13 protein-coding genes are annotated in these 15,519 nt (G+C 70.3%); 8 read left to right on the top strand and 5 right to left on the bottom strand.

Annotation, left to right across the window (positions count from 1 at the left end):
- Positions 1-210: 210 nt before the first annotated feature.
- The gene (gene ppc / locus Raf01_RS01450; protein ID WP_373319426.1) at positions 211-2,994 is read left to right on the top strand and encodes a phosphoenolpyruvate carboxylase; all 2,784 of its coding nucleotides are present in this window, start codon (positions 211-213) and stop codon (positions 2,992-2,994) included.
- An 85-nt stretch (positions 2,995-3,079) separates the two neighbouring features.
- On the opposite strand, the gene Raf01_RS01455 is transcribed toward ppc, so the two are convergent.
- Entirely contained in the window at positions 3,080-3,238 is a 159-nt protein-coding gene (locus tag Raf01_RS01455; RefSeq protein ID WP_203915836.1) for a hypothetical protein, read from the bottom strand.
- Between the two features lie 219 nt (positions 3,239-3,457).
- Here Raf01_RS01455 and cysC point away from each other — a divergent pair, with 219 nt between their 5' ends.
- Entirely contained in the window at positions 3,458-4,987 is a 1,530-nt protein-coding gene (gene cysC / locus Raf01_RS01460; protein WP_203915837.1) for an adenylyl-sulfate kinase, read from the top strand.
- 43 nt (positions 4,988-5,030) lie between these two features.
- On the opposite strand, the gene Raf01_RS01465 is transcribed toward cysC, so the two are convergent.
- Together Raf01_RS01465 and Raf01_RS01470 are read right to left on the bottom strand one after the other, a co-directional pair.
- Positions 5,031-5,321 (bottom strand): type II toxin-antitoxin system PemK/MazF family toxin, encoded by a 291-nt coding sequence (locus Raf01_RS01465; protein WP_239133286.1) that lies wholly within the window; start codon positions 5,319-5,321, stop codon positions 5,031-5,033.
- A gap of 7 nt (positions 5,322-5,328) precedes the next feature.
- Positions 5,329-5,607 (bottom strand): DUF6364 family protein, encoded by a 279-nt coding sequence (locus Raf01_RS01470; RefSeq protein WP_203915839.1) that lies wholly within the window; start codon positions 5,605-5,607, stop codon positions 5,329-5,331.
- Positions 5,608-5,715: 108 nt separating this feature from the next.
- Between Raf01_RS01470 and Raf01_RS01475 the strand changes: the two genes are divergently transcribed.
- Genes Raf01_RS01475 through Raf01_RS01490 form a run of 4 tightly spaced genes read left to right on the top strand, consistent with a single transcriptional unit; the run spans position 5,716 to position 9,882 of the window.
- Complete coding sequence (locus tag Raf01_RS01475) at positions 5,716-6,636, top strand: sulfotransferase family protein (RefSeq protein WP_203915840.1); 921 nt, start codon at positions 5,716-5,718, stop codon at positions 6,634-6,636.
- A 3-nt stretch (positions 6,637-6,639) separates the two neighbouring features.
- The gene (locus Raf01_RS01480; RefSeq protein ID WP_203915841.1) at positions 6,640-7,590 is read left to right on the top strand and encodes a glycosyltransferase family 2 protein; all 951 of its coding nucleotides are present in this window, start codon (positions 6,640-6,642) and stop codon (positions 7,588-7,590) included.
- 46 nt (positions 7,591-7,636) lie between these two features.
- Positions 7,637-8,581 carry an alpha/beta fold hydrolase gene (locus Raf01_RS01485; protein WP_203915842.1) on the top strand — a complete coding sequence of 315 codons (945 nt, stop codon included), beginning with the start codon at positions 7,637-7,639 and terminating at the stop codon, positions 8,579-8,581.
- Positions 8,581-9,882, top strand: a complete 1,302-nt coding sequence (locus tag Raf01_RS01490) for a CysS/YqeB C-terminal domain-containing protein (protein ID WP_203915843.1) — start codon at positions 8,581-8,583, stop codon at positions 9,880-9,882. The genes Raf01_RS01485 and Raf01_RS01490 overlap by 1 nt, the downstream gene beginning before the upstream one ends.
- 165 nt (positions 9,883-10,047) lie before the next feature.
- Here Raf01_RS01490 and Raf01_RS01495 read toward each other — a convergent pair whose 3' ends face one another.
- A complete protein-coding gene (locus tag Raf01_RS01495) occupies positions 10,048-11,265 on the bottom strand; it encodes an NADP-dependent isocitrate dehydrogenase (RefSeq protein ID WP_203915844.1) in 1,218 nt (405 codons plus the stop codon).
- Positions 11,266-11,389: 124 nt separating this feature from the next.
- Positions 11,390-12,340 (bottom strand): malate dehydrogenase, encoded by a 951-nt coding sequence (gene mdh / locus Raf01_RS01500; RefSeq protein ID WP_203915845.1) that lies wholly within the window; start codon positions 12,338-12,340, stop codon positions 11,390-11,392.
- A gap of 523 nt (positions 12,341-12,863) precedes the next feature.
- On the opposite strand from mdh, the gene Raf01_RS01505 reads away from it, so the two are divergent.
- Together Raf01_RS01505 and Raf01_RS01510 are read left to right on the top strand one after the other, a co-directional pair.
- On the top strand, positions 12,864-14,480 hold the full coding sequence (locus Raf01_RS01505) for a peptide ABC transporter substrate-binding protein (protein ID WP_203915846.1): 1,617 nt from the start codon (positions 12,864-12,866) through the stop codon (positions 14,478-14,480).
- 27 nt (positions 14,481-14,507) lie between these two features.
- Positions 14,508-15,434, top strand: a complete 927-nt coding sequence (locus Raf01_RS01510) for an ABC transporter permease (protein WP_203915847.1) — start codon at positions 14,508-14,510, stop codon at positions 15,432-15,434.
- The last annotated feature ends 85 nt before the right edge of the window (positions 15,435-15,519 follow it).

The following is a 15,519-nucleotide window of genomic DNA, read 5'->3' on the forward strand; positions in this document are numbered from 1 at the left end:
GACGGGGGGTATGCAGTCAAGACTACTCGCGGCGACGGTCCTCCGGACGGGTGACCGCGGGTAGCGGCGATCATGAACGCCGGGTCACCGGGAGACCCCGACCGCGTGGACGTGACGAGCGCCTCGGTTTCGTCCCGACCGCCACCGGATAGCATGCGATTGCCCGGACAACGCGGTCCTCCCGACGATGCTCTCTCCGAAGGAGCCAACGTGGCTGATCGCACTGATCCTGGCGCTGCACTGCGCGCCGACATCCGCCGACTCTCCACCCTGCTCGGCCACACCCTGGTCCGGCAGGAGGGGCAGGCGCTGCTCGACCTGGTCGAGGAGGTCCGGGCGCTGGTCCGGGCCGACGCCGCCGAGGCCGCCGCCCGGCTGTCCGCCGTCGACGTGGGCACCGGCACGAAGCTCGCCCGCGCCTTCTCCACGTACTTCCACCTGGCCAACGTCACCGAGCAGGTGCACCGGGCCCGCGAGCTGCGCAGGCTCCGCGCGGAGCGGGGCGGCTGGCTGGACCAGGCCGCGCGGCTGATCTCGGAGCGCGGGGTACCGGCGGACGAGATCGCGGCGGCCGCCCGGCAGCTGGCGATCCGCCCGGTGTTCACCGCGCACCCGACCGAGGCGGCCCGCCGCTCCATCCTGTCGAAGCTGCGCGGGGTCGCCGATCAGCTGGACGCCGAGGCCGCGGCCACTGCGCTCTTCGGCGCCCCGGCCGGCTTCCGGACGGCCGGAGAGGGCCGGGTACGCACCGCCGACCGGCGGCTGGCCGAACTGATCGACCTGCTCTGGCAGACCGATGAGCTGCGGGTGGACCGGCCCGACCCGACCGACGAGGCGCGCAACGCGGTCTACTACCTCACCGACCTGTACGGCGACGCCGCTCCCCAGGTGCTCACCGACCTCGCCGACACCCTGCGCGACCTGGGCGTCGAGACCGCGCCGACCGCCCGGCCGCTGTCCTTCGGCACCTGGATCGGCGGCGACCGTGACGGCAACCCGTTCGTGACCCCGACGGTCACTCGCGACGTCCTGCTCATCCAGCACGAACACGGCATCCGGGCGGCCGAGTCGGTGATCGACGATCTGATCAACGAGGTATCCGTGTCCCGCCGCCTGCGCGGGGTGTCCCTGGACCTGTCCGCCAGCCTCGCCGCCGACCTGGAGAAGCTGCCCGAGCTGGCCGAACGGTTCCGCCGGGTCAACGCCGAGGAGCCATACCGGCTCAAGGCCCGGTGCATCAAGGTCAAGCTGGCCAACACCCGTACCCGGCTGGCCGCGCAGGGACCGCACGTGCCCGGCCGGGACTACCAGGGCTCGGCCCAGCTGGTGGCCGACCTGGAGGTCATGCGCGCCTCGCTGGCCCGCAACGCCGGGCAGTTGACCGCGACCGGGCGGCTGGCCGAGGTGATCCGCACCATCTCCGCGTTCGGGCTGCACCTGGCGACGATGGACGTCCGGGAGCACGCCGAGGCGCACCACCGGGTACTGGCCCAGATGTTCGAGCGGGCCGGCGAGGTACGCAGCTACCAGGCGCTGAGCCGGCAGGAGCGCACCGAACTGCTGTCCCGCGAACTGGGCGGCAAGCGGCCGCTGTCCGGCATGGACACCCCGCTGACCGACGCCGCGCGCAAGACGTTCGACGTGTTCCGCACGATCCGGCAGGCGCAGGAGCGGTTCGGCCCGGAGGTCATCGAGTCCTACATCATCTCGATGACGCTCGGCGTCGACGACGTACTGGCCGCGGTGCTGCTGGCCCGCGAGGCCGGGCTCGTCGACGTGCACAGCCGGCAGGCGAGGGTCGGCTTCGTACCGCTGCTGGAGACCCCGGCCGAGCTGGACGCCGGCGGCGAGCTGCTGGACGAGCTGCTGTCCCTGCCGGCGTACCGGGAGCTGGTCCGCGCCCGGGGCGACCTGCAGGAGGTGATGCTCGGGTACTCGGACTCCAACAAGGAGGCCGGCATCACCACGTCGCAGTGGTCCATCCACCGGGCCCAGCGGGCGTTGCGTGACGTGGCGGCCAAGCACGGCGTACGGCTGCGGCTCTTCCACGGCCGCGGTGGCACCGTCGGCCGCGGTGGCGGCCCCACCCACGAGGCGATCCTGGCCCAGCCGTTCGGCACCCTGGACGGCGCGATCAAGGTGACCGAGCAGGGCGAGGTCATCTCCGACAAGTACACGCTGCCGGCGCTGGCCCGGGAAAACCTGGAGCTGACCGTCGCCGCGGTGCTCCAGGCGACCCTGCTGCACACCGCGCCCCGGCAACCGGCCGAGGACCTGGCCATCTGGGACTCGGCGATGGACGTGGTCTCCGCGGCGGCGTTCACCGCGTACCGGGGGCTGGTCGAGGACCCGAACCTGCCCGCGTACTTCTGGGCCGCCACCCCGACCGAGTTGCTCGGCGCGTTGAACATCGGCTCCCGGCCGGCCAAGCGGCCGGACTCCGGTGCCGGGCTCGCCGGGCTGCGCGCGATCCCGTGGGTGTTCGGCTGGACGCAGTCCCGGCAGATCGTGCCGGGGTGGTTCGGCGTGGGTACCGGGCTGGCCGCGGCCCGGGAGGCGGGGCTGGGGCCGGTGCTGGCCGACATGTTCGGCCGCTGGCAGTTCTTCCAGACGTTCCTGTCGAACGTCGAGATGATGCTGACGAAGACCGACCTGACCATCGCGGCGCGGTACGTGGAAACACTGGTACCCGAGGAGTTGCACCCGATCTTCGACAAGATCCGGGAGGAGTACCGGCGGACGGTGGACGAGGTCCTGCGCATCACCGGTCAGCCGGCGTTACTGCAGGAGCAGCCGGTGCTCGGCCGGACCCTTGCGGTCCGCGACACCTACCTCGAACCCCTGCACCACCTGCAGGTCGCGCTGCTCGCCCAGTACCGGGCCGGCCGGGGTGCCCCGGGTTCGGTACGCCCGGCGACCGCCGACCCGACCCTGGAGCGCGCGCTCCTGACCACCGTCAACGGCATCGCGGCCGGCCTGCGCAACACCGGCTGACCGGCCCCGTCCGCACACCGCCGCCAGACAGCAACGGCTGGCCCACCCCCGGGTGGGCCAGCCGTCGACGCTTCGCCGGGTTGTCCTAGAGGATGGCCGCGTCGAGCAGCACCATCTCGTCCAGGGTGGCGTCCGGCTCGCCGTTCTCGATGTCGGCGAATGTCCGCGCGTCGGTTTCGACCGGCTCCGATGGCGCCGGCTGTTGCTGCGCGTGTTCGATCGGGTGGACCCGCAGGTTCGGCATGAGTCTCCTTTTCGGCAGTGATGTCGAGTACCCGCTCGATTTCGGTTTCAATCCGTGATGGTCGTCTCACCCCGAACGACCGGTCTGGGTCGCCGCGCGGCGTCCAGACGCGCCGAGCCAGACCAGTCGGCCCCGACTTCGGACCTACAAGCCGTGGTGCCCTTGGCGCCCGCGCGGTGTTTTGCAAGACTGTCCCCTCGGGTTGGCGAGGGGATGGTCATGAGCGGGTGGGTACTGCCCGATGAGGTGCTTCGGGATGCTCCGACGTACGCTCCGCGGCGCTATGAGCTGGCCGACCTTGAGCTGCTGCTCTCCGGCGGGTACGCGCCGCTGACCGGGTTCCACGGCCGGACGGAGCTGTCCAGCCTGGCCCGTCGCGGCCGGTTGCCCGACGGCACGTCCTGGCCGGTGCCGGTGACTCTGGAGGCCCCGACCGCGGTGGTCCGAGCGCTGGACACCAACAATCCCCTGCAGCGGGTGCTTGTGCTCACCGACCCCGAGGGCGCGCCAGTCGCCGCGGTCGACGCGACCGACATCTGGGCGACGCGTGACGGTATGTCCGGTATCGGTGGCGCCGTGCGGCGGATCGGCGATGGCGGGCACGGGCCGTTCCGGCGGCTGCGCCGGTCCCCCGAGGAGGTCAGGGCGCTCCTGCCGCCCGGCCGGGTACTCGGAGTGATCACCGACCGGCCGCTGCACCGGCCGCAACTGGCCCAGATCGCGCACGCCGCGCGGACTCTGGCCGGTCACCTGCTCGTTCTGATCCCGGTCGCCACCGGCACGCCGGACGGCCTGCCGGCAGAGGCACTGGTACGCAGCGTGCTCGCGGCCCGCGACCGGATGCCCCCCGCCACCGTCGTGGCCGTGCCGCTCGCCTCGCACGGCGACGAGATCCGCGACGCGCTGCTCCGGGCCCGGGTCGCCGGCGCTTACGGGGTCACCCACCTGCTGTCCACCGGCGAGACCATGATGTCCGGCGGTGGCCCACGAGTGATCATTCCGCGCGAGCTGGCGTACGACAGCCGGGACGGCCAGTGGCGTGGCCGGGACGACATCCCGCCGCGGTTCCGGCGGCTCGCGCTCTCCGGCGAGGAGATCGACAACCTGCTCGACCGGGGCAGCCCGCTCCCCGAGTGGCACACGCCGCCCGCGGTCGCCCGGGAACTCACCCGGGACCGGCCGCCACGCCGGCACCGCGGGCTGGTCGTGTTCCTCACCGGCCTGTCCGGCTCGGGCAAGTCGACGATCGCCCGCGGAGTTGCCGACGCACTGCTGGAGACCGGCGAGCGCACGGTCACCACGCTCGACGGCGACGTGGTGCGCCGGGAGCTGTCCGCCGGGCTGACCTTCTCGAAGGCCGACCGCGACCTGAACGTCCGGCGCATCGGATGGGTGGCCGCCGAGGTCGCGCGGCACGGCGGCATGGCGCTGTGCGCCCCGATCGCGCCGTACGCGGCGGCCCGGGCTGCCGCCCGCCAGATGGCCGAGGACGCCGGGGCCGGGTTCGTGCTGGTACACGTCGCGACTCCGCTGGCGATCTGCGAGGCGCGCGACCGCAAGGGGCTGTACGCGAAGGCCCGGGCCGGCAAGCTCACCGGAATGACCGGGGTGGACGACCCGTACGAGGAGCCGACCGACGCCGACCTGGTACTGGACACGTCGGAGCTGACCGTCGAGAGTGCGGTGGACTCACTGCTGGACCACCTGGCCCGGGCGGGCTGGATCGATCCCCGCCGGCAGCCGCGTTAGTCGCCGCCCGGCGGGTTTCGCACAGCCCGCCGCCGCGGGGGCGTCAGAGGTCTTGCAGGATGCGCAGGGCGCGGGACACCTGGCGCATGGTCGCGGTGTCGGCGATCTCCACCCGGTCGACGAACCAGCGCTTCATCGGCGAGGACAGCCGGTCCGGCATGACCACGTAGTCCCCGCACTCCACCGCCAGCGGTGAGTCGCGCAGCCGGTCCTTCTCGACGACCTCGGCGACGAGGATCACCGGGACATCGGTGCCGTTGTACACATCGGAACTGATCACCAAGCCGAGTCGTTCGCGGGCCCCCTGGATGAGCCAGATCTCGCCGCGCTGCACGCCGCTCCTATCGGTCGGGATCGCTCGCCGGCCCCCGCCGACCCGGCACACCATAGATCTCCGCGTCGATCATCGCAATCTCCCGCTCGTCAGCCAGCGCGGCGGTCTCATCGTCCAGTCCGGCCCGGCGGATCGCGTCGGCATGCGCGTTGAAGATCTCCCGCAGGCTGCGCTCGCGGGCGGCCCGATCGATCCAGGCGGACAGCGACACACCGTCGCGCTGTGCCCACAATCGGGCCTCGGCGATCGTGTCGTCCGAAAAGGAGAGGGTCACCTTCGCAGTCATACCGGCGATCCTACCAACGGAACCACCGGGGGTCATCCAGACTGGCATACCCGGTCACCCCCACCGCCTCCGGTTCGTTAAAGGGGACAGAACCAGACAGGGGGCGCCGTGGTACGCGTCATTTTCATCGGCGGCCTCGGCCGCAGTGGCACCACTCTCCTGGAGCGCGTGCTGGGCGAGTTGCCCGGCGTCTGCACGCTCGGCGAGGTGGTCCACCTGTGGCGGCGAGACCTGTGCGACGACGAGCGGTGCGGATGCGGGCGCAGGTTCTCCATCTGCCACTTCTGGCGCAAGGTCGGCGAGCGCGCGTTCGGCGGATGGCACAACATCGACCCGGTACGGGTCCTGGCGCTGCGTGACGCCGTCGAGCGCAGCCGGCACATCCCGCGACTGGCCGGCCGGCGGCTGGCGGATCCGCACGGTGAGCTGGTGGCCGAGTACGCGAGCTACTACGCCCGGGTGTACCGGGCGGCGGCCCAGACCAGTGGAGCCCAGGTGGTCGTCGACTCGTCCAAGCACGCCTCGCTGGCCTACTGCCTGCGCTGGTCGGACCAGATCGACCTGCGGGTGGTCCACATGGTCCGGGACAGCCGCGGAGTCGCGTACTCGTGGGGCCGCGCCCAGGGCCGGCCGGCGGCGACCGCGACGCCTCCGGACCGGTACCAGCCGGGGCGGGCGGCCATGCTGTGGAACGCGCACAACGCCGCGTTCGAGCTGTTGCGCCGCCGGGGGGTCGCGGTGCACCGGGTCCGGTACGAGCAGTTGCTCGCCGACCCGGCCGCGACGGTGCGCCGGGTCGCCGAGTTCGCCGGGGTGGACGCCACCGGACCGATGGACTTCCTGGCCGACGACGCGGTACGGCTGCGCCCGTGCCACGGAGCCGGCGCGAACCCGATGCGATTCGCTACCGGCGAGCTGCCGCTGCGCCGGGACGAGGGGTGGCGGGCCTGCATCCCGCCCCGGCAGCGCCGGCTGGTGAGCGCGCTGACCGCTCCCCTGCTCACCGTGTACGGCTACGGGAGGGATTGAGACATGAAGTGGCCCTCGGTCGGCGTGGTCGTACCCACCCGGAACCATCCGGACATCCTGCGCCGCGCACTGGCCGCGATCGACGCGCAGACGTACCCGGGTCCGCTGCGCGTGATCGTCGTGTACGACCAGGCAGAGCCGGACGCCGGGCTCGCCCGGGACGGGGACCGGCCGGTACGCGTACAGGCGAACTCCCGGCGAGCCGGGCTGGCCGGCGCCCGCAACTCCGGCATCCTCGCCCTGGACACCGAGCTGGTCGCGTTCTGCGACGACGAGGACGAGTGGCGGCCCGGCAAACTCACCGCGCAGGTCGAGGCGCTGAGCGCGGCGCCGTCGGCCGACCTGGCCAGTTGCGCGATCGAGCTGGCGTACCGGCACCACCGCAGCCCGAGGCTGATCGGCCAGACCCACATCGGGCTGGATCGGCTGGCCCGCTCCCCGATCGGCGCGCTGTGCTCGTCGAGCTTCCTGGTCCGGCGTCCGTCTCTGGTCGGCCCGCAGGGTTGCGGGCTGTTCGCCGAGGACGCCCCGGGCCGCCAGAACGAGGATTGGGACCTGCTCATGCGGGCCGCCCGCCGGGCACCGATCGAGCACGTCGACGAGCCGCTGGTACGGGTCCGGTGGCGGGCACAGGGGCACTACGGGTACGAGTACGCCGCCCGCATCTCATCGCTGCGCTGGATGATGACCCGGCACCCGGAGATCCGCGGCTGCGCGCCCGGTGCCGCCCGGCGCCCGGTGTCACCGGTCGGCTGGTCGGCGACTGGTCTGGATCGTCGCGCGGTGCCAGACGCGTCGAGCCAGACCGGTCGACACGTGAATGGCAACCGGCCGGACACCGGGCGGTACCACTGGGCGGCGATGCGCAACGACTGGTCCGGGCCACGGACGCCACCGGTTTCCCGCGGCGGCGTTTCGCCGGGTCCGGAAGCCGGGGCACTGTCCCCGGGTTGATCGGCGGGACGGCGACTTCGTCACACCCTGCGGCTACCGTGGGGCCATGCCCTCGATTGATGAGCGTGTCGGCCCCTCAGACGGGGCCGGGCGGGCCGGGCCGCAGCCGGTCGACGAGCGGGTCTATGTCGCCCCCGGCATCGCGCTGCACGTCCGCCGGTGGCCGGGCGAGTTGCAGCCGTTCCTGCTGGTGCACGGGCTGTCCTCCAACGCCCGGCTCTGGGACGGGGTGGCCCGCGTCCTGTCCGCGGCCGGGCATCCGGTAACGGCCGTCGACCTACGTTCGCACGGCGAGAGCGACGCGCCCCCAGACGGTTATGACACCGCCACCGCGGCCGAAGATCTCGCCACGCTCGGCATCCGCGACGCCGTTGTGGCCGGCCAGTCCTGGGGCGGCAACGTGGTGGTCAGCTTCGCCGCCCGGCACCCCGAGTTGGTGGCCGCGCTCGCCCTGGTCGACGGTGGCTGGCTGGCGCCGTCGACGGAGTTTTCGTCCTGGGAGGCGTGCGAGGCCGCGTTGCGGCCACCGGAGATCGACGGACTGCCGGCCGCCCAGCTGCGCCGGTACCTGCGCGACACGCACCCGGACTGGTCCGCCGAGGCGCTGGCCGCGACCGAGGCCAACCTTCGGGTGTGGCCCGACGGGTCGCTGAGCCGCCGGCTGTCGATCGACCGGCATATGCGCATCGTGCGCAGCATGTGGGACGACCCGCCGCAGCCCTACTACCCGGCGATCCAGGTGCCGGTGTTGCTGATCCCGGCCCTGCCCGGCGACGCGCGACAGGCGGACGGCCGGCGCGCACGGGTCGAGGCAGCGACCCGGGCGCTGTCCGACGCGACCATCCGCGAATATCCCGGGGCCGACCACGACCTGCACGCGCAGCACCCCACCGAGCTGGCCCGGGACCTGCTCGGACTGGCCGACCGGGCGGCCGACCGATCCGGGTCGCCGCGCGGCGTCGGACGCGCCGAGCCGGACGGGTCGTCCTGATGGTCCGACTACTCGTCATCATGGGCAGCGGAGAGACCGCGCCCACCATGGTCAAGCCACACCGGGCCATCTTCGAGCGGCTCGGCGACGGGCCGGCCGTCCTGCTCGACACGCCATACGGGTTCCAGGAAAACGCGAGCGACATCTCCACCCGGGCGGTCGGCTACTTCGCGGCCAGCGTGGGCCGGCGGGTCGACGTGGTCTCCTGGCGCACGGCGCCACCGGCCGGGCTGGACCGGGAGCGGGCCCTGGCGGCGTTGGGCGATGCGGCCTGGCTCTTCGCCGGACCGGGCAGCCCGACCTATGCGCTGCGCCAGTGGCGGGACACCCCGATCCCGGAGCTGCTGGCCCGCCGGCTGGCCGAGGGTGGGGTGGTCGTGTTCGCCAGCGCCGCCGCACTGACGCTCGGATCCCACACCGTGCCGGTGTATGAGATCTACAAGGCCGGCGAGAATCCGTCCTGGGCAGCGGGCCTGGACCTGGTACGGCAGGCGACCGGGCTGCCCGCCGTGGTCATCCCGCACTATGACAACGCCGAGGGCGGGCACCACGACACCCGCTTCTGCTACCTCGGCGAACGCCGTCTCTCCGCGCTCGAACGCGAGCTGCCGGAGGAGTCGTTCATCCTCGGCGTCGACGAGCACACCGCCGTGCTGCTGGATCTCGACGCGCGCACCGCGTCGGTGGTCGGCAACGGCACGATGACCATCCGGAAAGCCGGACGCGGCGTGGTGTTCCCGAGCGGCTCGGTGCTCGGGTTCGATGACCTGACCGGCGTTGTCGATGCCCCGGTCGCCGCCGGCCAGGCCACTGGCGGGGCGGCCGGCAACGGCCCGACCAACGGTGGCGCGACGAGCGGTGGCGCGCCCGTCAGCGGGACCGCCACGGTCGTTCCGTCCACCGTGGGCTCGTCGACGACGTCGACCGGCTCGCTGCGCGCCGACGTCGACCGGCTCGACACGCGGTTCACGGCGGCGTTCTCGGCACGGGACGTCGACGGGTGCGTGGCGGTGATCCTCGACGTGGAGGAGGTGTTGACGGCCTGGGCGGCGGACACCCTGACCTCAGACGAGGGCGACCACGCGCGGGCCGTGCTGCGCCGGATGGTGGTACGCCTCGGCGAACTCGCCGCGACCGGCACCAGGAGCCTGAAGCCGCTGGTCGGGGCGCTGTTGGATGTGCGCCGGCAGGCCCGCGAGGAGCGCGACTTCGCGGCCTCGGATCGCATCCGTGATCAACTAGCGGCGGCCGGCGTCGAGGTGCGGGACACTCCCGACGGAGTGGAGTGGGACCTGCGCTGACCCATCCGCGAGGCCGGGAAGCCTACGGAAAAGGCCGGGAACCCTACGGAACGAGCACGGGGGGCCCGGAATTCCGGGCCCCCCGTAGGGAAGGGACGGACAGGCGATCTTTGCCACCCTGCCCAACGATCACGCCGGGCCCGAGGTTTCGGGGCCGGCAGCCGATCAGGCGGCGAGCTTGCGCGCCAGGTTGGTGTCCAGCGCGTTCATGAACTCGTCCGTCGACAGCCAGGGTGCGTCCGGCGCGATGAGCAGCGCCAGGTCCTTGGTCATCTGGCCGCCCTCGACCGTCTCGACGCAGACCTGCTCCAGCTTCTGCGCGAAGTCGGTCACCGCCGGGGTGCCGTCGAGCGCGCCCCGGTGGGCGAGCCCGCGGGTCCACGCGAAGATCGACGCGATCGGGTTGGTCGACGTCTTCTGGCCCTTCTGCCACTGCCGGTAGTGCCGGGTGACCGTGCCGTGCGCCGCCTCCGCCTCGACGGTCTTGCCGTCCGGGGTCATCAGCACCGAGGTCATCAGGCCCAGCGAGCCGAAGCCCTGCGCGACCGTGTCGGACTGCACGTCGCCGTCGTAGTTCTTGGCGGCCCAGACGAAGCCGCCCTCCCACTTCAGCGCGGCGGCCACCATGTCGTCGATGAGGCGGTGCTCGTAGGTGATGCCGGCCGCGGCGAACTCGGCCGCGAACTCCGCCTCGAACACCTCGGCGAACAGGTCCTTGAACCGGCCGTCGTACGCCTTGAGGATCGTGTTCTTGGTCGACAGATACACCGGGTACTTGCGGGCCAGGCCGTACCGGAACGAGGCCCGCGCGAAGTCACGGATCGACTCGTCGAAGTTGTACATGCCCATCGCGACCCCGCCGCCGGGGAACTTCGCGATCTCCAGCTCCATCGGAGCGCTGCCGTCCTCCGGCGTGTAGGTGATCGTCACCGTGCCGGGCCCGGGCACCACGAAGTCGGTGGCCTTGTACTGGTCGCCGTGCGCGTGACGGCCGATGACGATCGGCTTCGTCCAGCCGGGTACCAGCCGGGGCACGTTGGACATGATGATCGGCTCGCGGAAGACCACGCCGCCGAGGATGTTGCGGATCGTCCCGTTCGGCGAACGCCACATCTTCTTCAGGCCGAACTCGGCGACCCGGGCCTCGTCCGGAGTGATCGTGGCGCACTTGACGCCCACCCCATGCCGCTTGATGGCATTGGCGGCATCGATCGTGACCTGGTCGTCGGTCTGATCCCGGTACTCGATGCCCAAGTCGTAATACTCCAACTCGACATCCAGGTACGGCAGGATCAGCTGGTCACGAATCTGCTTCCAGATAATCCGGGTCATCTCGTCGCCGTCGAGTTCAACGACGGGGTTGGTCACCTTGATCTTTGCCACCGCAGCGCTCTCCCTCCGGAAACCGGGCGCTCAAACAGTACGCTCGTACTGCGAAACAGTACGAGCGTACTGCACGGCGCCCCGGCAGTTGCCCGCCGGGGCGCCGTTCATGAAATTCACGTGCTCAGAGGTTCGCGACGTCCGCCTGCTTCGCCCGTACCGCCTCGGCGGCCTCCTTGAGCGCGGCCACCTCGTCGTCGGTCAGCGGCGTCTCGACGATCCGCCGCACGCCGGTCGCGCCCAGCTCGGCCTGCACGCCGAGGTACACGCCGGAGATGCCGTACTCGCCGTCCACCCAGGCGCACACCGGCCACACCTCGCCGGAGTCCTCGGCGACCGCGCGGGCCATCTTGGCGGCGGCGGCCGACGGGGCGTAATACGCCGAGCCGGTCTTGAGCAGGTTGTTCACCTCGGCCCCACCGTTGCGGGTCCGGACCACCAGTTCCTCGATCTTGTCGGCCGGCAGCACGGACGACAGCGGCTTGCCGTCCACGGTGCACTGCGACGGCACCGGAACCATGGTGTCGCCGTGCGAGCCCAGGGTCAGAGTCTTGACCGACTTGACCGGTACGCCCAGCTCCTCGGCCACGAAGTGGGTGAACCGGGCGGTGTCCAGCACACCGGCCTGGCCGAGCACCCGGTTCTGCGGGAACCCGGTGGCGATCTGGGTCAGCGCGGTCATCTCGTCGAGCGGGTTGGAGACCACGATGACGACGGCGTTCGGGGCGTACTTGGCGACCTGCTCGGCGACCGTGCGAACGATCTTCGCGTTGACGTCGAGGAGGTCCATCCGGCTCATCCCCGGCTTACGCGGGAACCCGGCGGTGATGACGATGACGTCCGAGCCCTCGATCGCCTCGTACCCCTCGCCGTTCGGCCCGGTGGTGACGCCGACAACCTTGGTCTCGAAGCCTTCGATCGGGCGGGACTGGTTCAGATCCAGGGCGATGCCCGCCGGCTTGCCCTCGATGATGTCGGTCAGCACGACGGTCTCGAAGACGTCGTACTCGGCCAGGCGCTGCGCGGTAGTGGAGCCGTAGAAGCCGGCACCCACGACGGTGACCTTCTTGCCCATGGATCACGCTCTCCCACTGAGAAGATTGAGATGAGTCGCACCATAACGCGGTAGGGGCCGATCGGTCCGTCCGGGTCGGGGCTTGTGGCGATCCCCACGGCGGCGCTCCGCCGCTTACAGTCAATGCGCACACACACCCCACCGCGCCCCGGACCTCGACGAACCAGCGCGATCTCACGGAAGGTAACCACCCCCCATGAGTTGAGCAACGATCGTCGCCAATGAGGCGTGCCCAAGAACAGCCACAAAAGGGCCGCCGCGGCAATCGGCCGGGCGAAGCGGTTGTCCAGGACTCAAGCCGGCCAATAACCAGGTCGGCGATGAAACCGACATGTCCGCTACGTACCCAGTAAGAATCTTTATCAGGTTTAGTGCGACCCTCACAAGTAACTATTGATCTTCCGTTATTGATTCGTGATGGTCAGGTCGTCCCCCTCGACCGCGACCCGTCTCGCCGAGCATCACGCGCATCGTTCGGTATCGATCGCGAGCACGCAGCGCGAGTAGATGAGGAGACAGCTCCATGAGAGTTCACCGGTTGGCCGCCTGGATTACCCTCCCGGTCACGGTCGCCCTGACCATCGCGGCGTGCGACACCGGCGGCCTCACCCCGGTCGCCGGCACCGTCGTCGGCTCCGCGGTCACCATCGGCATCGCAGAGCCGGAGCACCTGATCCCCAGCGACACCGTGGAAAGCAACGGCTTCCAGGTGATCAGCTCGCTCTACACGCCGCTGGTGCGCTTCGACGACAGCGGGAAACCGGTGCTGGACCAGGCGGCCGCGGCATCGATCACGACCAAGGACAACAAGGTGTGGATGGTGAAGCTCAAGGACGGGTTCACCTTCCACAACGGCCAGAAGGTCACCGCCGACAGCTACATCAAGGCATGGAACTTCGGCGCGTACGGTCCGAACGCGCAGATCGGCACCGACTTCTACAGCCGGATCCAGGGCTACGACGCGATGCAGTCGAGCACCAGCAAGAAGCCGAAGGCCACCAAGCTGTCCGGCGTGAAGAAGATCGATGATCTGACCATCCAGATCACTCTCTCCGCCCCGTTCGCCGAGTTCGAGAAGGTGCTCGGGTACAACGTCTTCTACCCGCTGCCCGACGCCGCGTACGCCGCCGACGGCACGCTGACCACGGCGTACGAGGACAACCCGATCGGGGACGGCCCGTTCCAGATCAAGGGCTCCTGGAACCACAACCAGAGCATCGACGTCATCGCGTACCCGGACTACCCGCTGGACAAGCCGAAGGTCAACGAGGTCGACTTCAAGATCTACCAGGACCAGGACACCATGTACGCCGACCTCCAGGCCGGCGAGCTGGACATCGAGCCGCAGATCCCGTCGGACAAGCTGGCCAGCGCACAAGTCGACCTCGGCGATCGGCTGAAGCAGACGCCGTCCTCGTACTTCGCGTACATCTCGGTCCCCACCTGGGAGGCGGCGTACAAGAACGTCGACGTGCGCAGGGCGATCTCGATGGCGATCGACCGGCAGCAGATCATCGACAAGATCTTCCAGGGCTCGTACGCGCCGGCCACCTCGTGGGTCTCACCGGTGGTCGAGGGCGCCCGGGCGAACACCTGCGGCGACGCCTGCAAGTACAACCCCGTCGCGGCGAAGCAGCTGTACCAGGCGGCCAAGGGCCCGAACAAGATCCAGCTGTACTACAACGCGGACGGCGGCCACAAGGAGTGGGTCGACGCGGTCTGCAACCAGTTGGCCAAAAACCTCGCGGTGCAGTGCGTCGGCTCCCCGGTCGTGCAGCTCGCCGACCTGCGTAAGCAGGCCCGGGCGCACTCGCTGAAGGGGCTGCTACGCAGCGCGTGGGCCTTCGACTACCCGTCGATCGAGGACTACCTGACCCCGCTCTACAAGGCCGGCGCCGCCTCGAACGACTCGGACTACGACAGCCCCGAGTTCGAGCAGGCGATCAAGCAGGCGGACGGCGCTTCGGACGAGGCGACCGCGATCAAGGGCTACCAGAAGGCCGAGGACATCATCGCGCAGGACATGCCGACCATCCCGATGTGGTTCAAGCAGAACATCTACGGCTACTCGACCTCGATGAAGAACGTTGACATGGACCTGTTCGCCAACGTCAATGTGATGACGCTCGAACGCAACTGAGCGGAGCGCGTCAACCCGGAGACGTTCATGTTCAGATTCATCGTGCGGCGACTGATCCAGATGATCCTGGTCTTCGTCGGCACCACCTTCGTCGTGTACGCCCTGATGTTCGCCGCCGCCAGCGACCCGATCCAGGCGCTGGTCGGCGAGCGGCCGGTCAGCCCGCAGCTGCGTGCGGACCTCACGGTCCGGTACCACCTGGACGACCCGTTCATCGTCCAGTACCTGCGGTACATGGGGAACCTGCTGCGCGGGGACCTCGGTACCCAGATCAGCGGGCGGCCGATCTCGCAGCTCATGGGGCAGGCGTGGCCGTACACGCTGCGGTTGTCGGCCCTGGCGCTGCTTGTCGTCCTTCTGGTCGGGATCGGTGCCGGCCTGGTGTCGGCGGTGCGCCGGGGTGGCGTCTTCGACCACGCCACCCTGATCCTGACCCTGGTGGTCATCGGCATCCCGGTGTTCGTCCTGGGCTTCAACCTCCAGTACCTGCTGGGGGTGAAGTGGAAGGTGCTGCCGGTGACCGTCGGCGCGGATGCCGGCATCACGGCGTACCTCCTTCCGGCGGTCATCCTCGCGTCGATCACGCTGGCCACCGCGGTCCGGCTCACCCGCACCTCGATCCTGGAAAATCTCCGCGCCGACTACGTGCGTACCGCGAACGCCAAGGGCCTGTCCCGGCGGCGGGTGATCGGCGTGCACGTGCTGCGCAACTCGCTGATCCCGGTCATCACGTTCATCGGCGTCACGATCGGCGAGCTGATGGCGGGGGCGGTGGTGACCGAGCGCATCTTCAACATCCCTGGCATCGGCTACCAGCTGTACCAGGGCATCCACCTTCAGGACGGGCCGACCGTGGTCGGCATCGTCAGCGTGCTCGTGATCGTCTACCTGGTCAGCAGCCTGGTCGTCGACCTGTTGTACGCGGTGCTCGATCCGAGGATCCGGTATGAGTGAGCGAAGCGAGGGAATCGGAATTGCGGTGTGTTCGTGCCTCATGGGCGCGGTGAGCGCAGCGAGGCGCGGCCATGAGTGAGCGACA

The organism is Rugosimonospora africana (assembly GCF_016862975.1).
Taxonomy (GTDB): domain Bacteria; phylum Actinomycetota; class Actinomycetes; order Mycobacteriales; family Micromonosporaceae; genus Rugosimonospora; species Rugosimonospora africana.